Annotated in this window: 5 protein-coding genes; all 5 read right to left on the bottom strand. The window is 74.8% G+C overall.

Annotated elements, in window-relative coordinates; translation table 11 throughout:
* Window positions 1-245: hypothetical protein (locus ACIY1X_RS23585; protein WP_399685365.1), on the bottom strand; the 245-nt coding region annotated here is incomplete at its 3' end.
* Window positions 242-1,768, bottom strand: a complete 1,527-nt coding sequence (locus tag ACIY1X_RS23580) for a thymidine phosphorylase family protein (protein ID WP_399685368.1) — start codon at window positions 1,766-1,768, stop codon at window positions 242-244. The genes ACIY1X_RS23580 and ACIY1X_RS23585, both read right to left, overlap by 4 nt.
* Before the next feature lie 14 nt (window positions 1,769-1,782).
* Complete coding sequence (locus ACIY1X_RS23575; RefSeq protein WP_399685362.1) at window positions 1,783-3,141, bottom strand: MBL fold metallo-hydrolase RNA specificity domain-containing protein; 1,359 nt, start codon at window positions 3,139-3,141, stop codon at window positions 1,783-1,785.
* 21 nt (window positions 3,142-3,162) lie between these two features.
* The gene (locus ACIY1X_RS23570) at window positions 3,163-5,532 is read right to left on the bottom strand and encodes a xylulose 5-phosphate 3-epimerase (protein ID WP_399685360.1); all 2,370 of its coding nucleotides are present in this window, start codon (window positions 5,530-5,532) and stop codon (window positions 3,163-3,165) included.
* Window positions 5,529-6,461: a ribose-phosphate pyrophosphokinase gene (locus ACIY1X_RS23565; protein WP_399685357.1), complete on the bottom strand. Its 933-nt coding sequence runs from the start codon at window positions 6,459-6,461 to the stop codon at window positions 5,529-5,531. Before ACIY1X_RS23565 ends, ACIY1X_RS23570 begins: the two co-directional genes overlap by 4 nt.
* Window positions 6,462-6,516: the final 55 nt, after the last annotated feature.

The following is a 6,516-nucleotide window of genomic DNA, read 5'->3' as shown; positions in this document are numbered from 1 at the left end:
CCGTCGACGATGAGCGAATAGTCCGAGGCGAAGGCGGGCGGCCAGACCAGGCCCACCGCGGGGCGGGCCAGCAGGTTCTCGCGGCTGCGGCGGCCGACGCCGTCGATCACCAGCACGCCGCCCTCCAGCACCGGCGTCACCGCCACCGCGTGCGGCGCGCCCTGCGCGCTGCCGGTGAGCAGGTAGGCGAAGCGGTAGCGGGCCATGACGTCCCGCAGGGTGGGCAGTTCGACGGGGATGCTCATGAGGGTGTGTCCGGGGGCGCCAGTTGCAGCAGATCGCCCGCATCTTGCGCGTAGGCCAGCGCGTAGTCCAGGGTGCTTTGCGTCTGCGCGTGCAGGAACAGCAGCGGCTCGCCCTCGGCGACGTGGTCCCCCAGCCGCACGCGCAGGTCGATGCCGGCAGCCGGGCTTTCCGGCGCGCCCGCGAGCTTCGCCAGGCGGGCGAGCCGGCGGTTGTCGATGCGCACGACGCGGCCCGCGCGGGGCGCGGGCAGGGGCCGCACGCAGCACGCGCGCGGCGGCTCGCGCAATCCGCCCTGCGCCTCGCAGATGCGCCGGAACTTGTCCCACGCGCGGCCTTCGTCGAGGGTGCGCAGCGCCAGGGGCAGGCCCCCGCCGGCCGGCGCCGCGCCGCCCATCTCCAGCACCGCGCCGGCGACTTCCGCGGCGCGCAGGCGCAGGTCCGGCGGCGCGTCCGCCTCGCCGCGCAGCACCGCCAGCACGTCTCTGGCCTCCAGCGCGGGGCCGATGCCGCGGCCGACCGGCTGGCTGCCGTCGGTGAAGATGCAGCGTAGCGCGATGTCGAAGTGCGCCGCGGTGGCGGCCAGCCTGCACGCGAGGAAGTGCGCGAGTTCCGGGCTGCGCACCTTGGCGGTGGGGCCGACGGGGATGTCGATGAGCACGTGCGTCGCGCCGGCGGCGATCTTCTTCGACAGCACCGAGGCGATGAGCTGGCCCTCGGTGTCGATGTCCAGCTCGCGCTCGATGCGCACGAAGACGTCGTCGGCCGGCGACAGGTGCATGGCGCCGCCCCAGGCCAGGCAGCCGCCTTCCTGCTCCACCACGCGGCGCAGCGTCGGCAGGTCCAGGTCGACCGGCGCCAGCGTCTCCATGGTGTCGGCGGTGCCGGCCGGCGAGGTGATGGCGCGCGAAGAGGTCTTGGGCATCACCAGGTCGTTGGCGGCGGCGACGGCCACCACGATCGGCGTGGTGCGGTTGCCCGGCAGGCCGCCCACGCAGTGCTTGTCGACCACCACGGGGGCGTCCCACCGCAGGCGCTCGCCGGCGTTCACCATGGCCCGGGTCAGGTCGATGGTCTCCTGCTCGTCCAGCGGCAGCGTGGAGGTCGCCGTGAGGAACGCGGCCAGGTGCACGTCGGTGTAGCGCCCCTTCGCCACGTCGCCGACGATGGCGTTCATGTCGTCCAGCCCCAGGCGCTGGCCGTGGATGCGCCGGCGCACGCCCGCCAGCGAAGCGAGCAGCGGCGGGTGGCGCACCTGCACGCAGTCGCCCTCGCGCAGCCCCAGCGCCTGCCATGCGTCCTCCGACAGCGCGATCTGGTCGGGCGCCAGGCGGTCGTCGCCCTCGACCTGGTAGAGCTGCGCCGGCAGCTCGCGCCCGCCGGCCATCACCAGCACCTGCGGCCGCGAGGCCAGCCCCTCGGCCTGGCACACGGGGGAGTCCCGGCGCATGAGCACCACCGCCTGGTGCTGCGCATGCAGGCGCATGCGCACGGCGCGCAGCGCGGGCGGCACGGTCGTGTCCATCGCGTTCACGGGACTCACAGGTTGAACACCTGGTCCTGGCGCGGCACGGCGGCCGGCCAGCCGAGGTCGCGCTCGATGCGTTCGCGCAGCGCCTCGGACGCCTCCGGCTCGCCGTGGACGATGAACACGCGCTTCGGCGGCCGCTGCAGGCCCGACAGCCAGCGCATCAGCTCGTCGGCGTCGGCGTGCGCCGAGAGCATCGGCAGCTCGGCCACCTCGGCGTTCACCGGGATCCACTGGCCGTGGATGCGGGTCTCGCGTGCGCCTTCGAGCAGCTTGCGCCCGCGCGTGCCGGCGGCCTGGAAGCCGGAGAACAGCAGCGTGTTGCGGTGGTCGGGCGCGAAGGCGGCGATGTGGTGCAGCACCCGGCCGCCGGTGGCCATGCCGCTGGCGGAGATGATCACCTTCGGGAAGCGGCTGGCCGACAGCGCCTTCGAGTCCTCCACCTCGCGCACGCAGGTCACGGCGCCGCAGGCGGCCTCGTAGTCCTGCGGCGGCAGCCGGTGCTCGTGCGGGTGGGCGTGCAGCAGTTCGCTCGCGCTGGTGGCCATCGGGCTGTCGAGGTAGACGGGGACGTTGCGCAGCCGGCCGGCGCGGCGCAGCAGCCACAGGCTGTGGATCAGCGTCTGCACGCGGCCGACCGCGAAGGCCGGCACCACCACCGTGCCGCCGCGCTGCACGGTGCGCTCGATCACGGCGGCCAGGGCCTCTACCGGGTCGGTGCGTTCGTGGCGGCGGTTGCCGTAGGTGGACTCGATCACCACGTAGTCGGCCTCGGGCACCGGCTCCGGGTCCAGCATCACCGGGTCGTCGTAGCGGCCCACGTCGCCGGAGAACACGATGCGCAGGCCGCCGGCGTCGATCTGCGCGCTGGCCGCGCCGAGGATGTGGCCGGCGCGGCGCAGCAGCAGCGTCGCACCGCCGGGCAGTGCCACCTCGCGGTGCAGCGGCGCGGGGGAGAACATCCGGATGGTGCGTTCGGCGTCGTCGATGTCGTACAGCGGCAGCGCCGGATGGTGCTTGCTGAAGCCGTGGCGGTTGGCGAAGTCGGCGTCCTTCTCCTGCAGGAAGGCGCTGTCGCGCAGGATCAGCGCCGCGACGTCGCGGGTGGCTGCGGTGGCGTGGATCCGGCCGGCGAAGCCGTCACGCGCCAGCCGCGGCAGGTAGCCGCAGTGGTCCAGGTGCCCGTGGGTGAGCACCACCGCGTCGATGCCGTGCGGCTCGACGGGCAGCGGCTCCCAGTTCAGCTCGCGCAGGTTCTTCAGGCCCTGGAACAGGCCGCAGTCGATCAGCAGCTGCGTGTCGCCATAGCGCAGCAGGTGCTTGGAGCCGGTGACGGTGCCGGCGGCGCCGAGGCAGGTCAGTGTGGGCATGGTGGTCCTGTTCTGCTTCATTCAGTCCGGATGGCCGAGGTCGGCGCAGGCGCCGCGGCCGTCGAGGGCGGCCTGCTCGGCGGGCCGCAGCAGCGCATCGCGCGGGCAGCCGGTCAGCGCCGCCGCGGCGTCCACCGCATGCGCCCAGGTGCAGCGGTTGGCGAACAGCATGCCGGCCACGTCCAGCGTGCCACCGCGGCTGATGTAGCCGAGCGCGCGGGTGCGCGCCGGGCCGCCGTCGATGCGGCGCAGCAGGCCGAGCATGGGCTCGGGCCGGGTGTGGCTGAGCAGCACGCGCGGCAGGCCGGGCGGGAACAGCGCATGCAGCGCCGCGTCGTCCAGCACGAAGGCGGCTTCCAGTTCGTCGCGCGGGATGCGCAGGCGGCCCGGCTCGACGACCGCCGTGACGCAGGCGGCGCGGCCTTCGCGGGCCAGGCGGCGCTGCGCCTTGAGTGCCTCTTCGAGCTGGTAGGCGCCGATGGCGACGAACTGCACCTCGGCCGCCGCCGGGTCTCCCGCGGCATGCGCCGCGCCGCGCTCGGCCAGCGCCTCGGCCGAGGCGGCGTCGAAGCGCCGGGCGGTGTCGCGCTTGGACACGACCAGGCAGGCCACCTGGCCGCGCCCGGCGTACACGTTGCGCAGGGCGGCCACGGCGGTGTTGCCGTCCACCGGGAACAGCACGCGCGCGGTGTCCGACATCTCGCCCAGCAGCGCCTCGCCGATGGTCGGGTCCTGGTGCGACTGCTCGTTCTTGCTGTTCTCCCACGTGTGGGAGGTGACGATCAGCGGCACGGCCAGCCAGCCCGGCGCCCGGCCCAGCTCCTTCTGGCGGCGCGCGAAGATGATCTCCTGGCGCAGCAGGCCCAGCATCTTCACCGCGAAGGCCTCGTAGCTCACGATCAGGTTGAGCCCGCCCTTGTTGCCCAGCGCGGCGGCGGCCACGGCCTCCTCGTTGAGCGCGGTGACGACGGCGCCCAGCAGCGACTCGGGCACGCCCGGCTCGGGCGCGTTGACGCGGTGGCGCAGGCGCTCGAGCGTGCCGCCCATCTTGTTGCTGGCCAGCTCGTCGGGGTTGCCCACGCGCACGCGCAGCCGCGGGTTGGCCTCGATCAGCTCGACGAACCAGCGGTCCAGCGCGGCCATGGCGCTGCCCCGGCTGCCCTCGTCCTCCCACCGCGGCGCCGGCAGGCGCAGGGCCTCGGGATGCCGGTGCGCGAACGGGTGGCCGCTCTCGCGCGGGCGCTGCTGGCGGGCGTGGGTGTCCAGCGCCGCGAGGGCGGCGTCCAGCTCGGCGGGCGGCACGAAGAGCGCGCGGGTGCCGGCGTTGAACTGCGCGCGGGCCGTGGCGTCGATGTGCGGGTTGCCGGCCAGCGGCAGGTTGTGCGCGGCGTTGGTGCCCGCGCCGGCGAAGCCGAAGCCCTTCTCGGTCTCGGCGATCACGTAGGGCAGGCGCGCCGGGTAGCGGCGCTGCGGGTCGGCGGCGAAGGCGCGCAGCGCGTCCTCGGCCTCGACGATGGCGCAGGCGATGGCGGCCGGGTCGCGCCCGTCCACGACCACCGGCGTGAAGCCGTTGTGGCGCAGGTCCTCGGCCAGCCAGCCCGCGCCGCCTTCCTGCACGATCTGCGTGCGCTGCTCGATGCGCCGGCCGTTGAGGATCATCACCGGCACCGCGAAGCCGCAGTCCTCGGCGCGCCACCAGCGCGGCGCCCAGTCGCTGCCGCGCTGCTCCTCGAAGGCGCCGTCGCTCAGGAAGGCCACCAGGCTCTCGCCCGGCAGCGGCATGTGGACGTATTCCAGCCCCGCGAAGCCCAGGTAGCCGCCCTCGGACACCGCGCCCGCGGTGTTCGGCCCGGCGTGGCTGCCCAGCGGCACGGCCGGCCGGCCGTGGGCGTCGATGGCATAGGAATAGAAGTCCGCGGCGAGCTGCGACAACCCGGCCTCGCCGCGGCCGTAGCGGCCGCGCTGGGTGTCGGACAGGTCGCCGGTCAGCGCGTTGACCGCCTCGATGGCCGCCACGCAGTGGCCCTGGCCCATCAGCCAGCCGCGGGTGGTGCCGGTCAGCGCGTTGGCCAGCAGGTAGCCGACGAAGGCCGGCACCATGTTCAGCGAGCCGCCGGTGTGGCCCTCGGGCGTCGGCTTGAAGTCGTCCGCCGCCAGCGCCGCGCCGGAGAGGTCGACGCGCCGCGCGTAGGTCATGTGGACGACCACGCTCATCGCCGCGCAGGCCAGGCGGTCGGCGGCGGCCAGCAGGGCCTGGCCCTCGGCGGCGCCGGCGAGCCGGCCGTCGGCCGTCAGCCGGGAGAGCAGCGCCTGCACGCGCGCCACGGTGCCGCTGCGGTGGGCGATGGGGCCGTGGCCCTGGCGCCAGTCGGGTGAGAGGAGGGGGCTCATGCGGTTCCTTTCATGAGGGGGCCGGCGGGCGGGTCCTGCACGCCGCGCAGCAGCGCGTCGGCGACCAGCGGTGCCAGGCCGATGCCGTTGCTGCGATGCGGCACCGCGTCGGTGGAGATGATGCGCGCGAAGTGCGGCGCGAGCTGCGCCCAGGCATCCTGCGCGAACAGCGCGTGCACCACCACGCATTCGGCCGGCGGCAGGCCCTGCGCCGCCAGTTGCTGCGCGGCCGCCGCCAGCGTGCGGCCGGAGGAGGCGATGTCGTCCACCAGCACCGGCGTGCGTTCGCGCCAGGCCGACAGGTCGGGCGCGGCGACGTCCACGCTGCGGTCGCCGTGGCGGGTCTTGCGCAGCACGGTATGCGGCGCGCCGATGCGCTGGGCGATGGCGCCGGCCCATTGCTCGCTCTCCTCGTCGGGGCCGACGATCAGCGGCGCGCGCACGTGCGCCGCGATCCAGTCCGCCAGCAGCGGCGCGGCGTGCAGCGTGGCGGTGGGCACGGTGTACAGGCCCTGCAGCGCCGGGTGCCGGTGCAGGTGCGGATCGACCGTGACCACGCGATCGAAGGTGGCGGACACCAGCCGGGCGAAGGTCAGCGAGCTGACGCTTTCGCCGTCCAGGAAGCGCCGGTCCTGCCGCATGTAGGCGAGGTAGGGGGCCACCAGGTTCACCTCGGCCGCGCCCAGGTCGCGCGCGGCGTCGGCGGCGAAGGCCAGGCGCAGGAAGCCCGCGTCCGGGTCCGCCAGCGTGCACACCAGGTCGACCGCGCGGCCGGCGGGGTCGGCGAGGAGGCGCACGTAGCTCTCGCCGTCGGGGAAGCGGCGGGTCTCCAGCCGGCCGAGCTCGGCGCCCGCTGCCTCGGCCAGGCGGGCGGCGAAGCCCTCGTTGCCGGGCAGGGGGAGCACCAGCCTAGGGCCTGTGAACGCCATGGATGAGCTTCCCTCCGGGTTGCTTCGCAAAGGGGCCGTCTGCGGCGTTGCCCGC

The sequence above is a fragment of the Xenophilus sp. genome, from assembly GCF_044462705.1.
In the GTDB taxonomy this organism is placed as follows: Bacteria; Pseudomonadota; Gammaproteobacteria; order Burkholderiales; family Burkholderiaceae_C; genus Xenophilus; species Xenophilus azovorans.
This window is presented reverse-complemented; position numbering and strand designations above follow the sequence as displayed.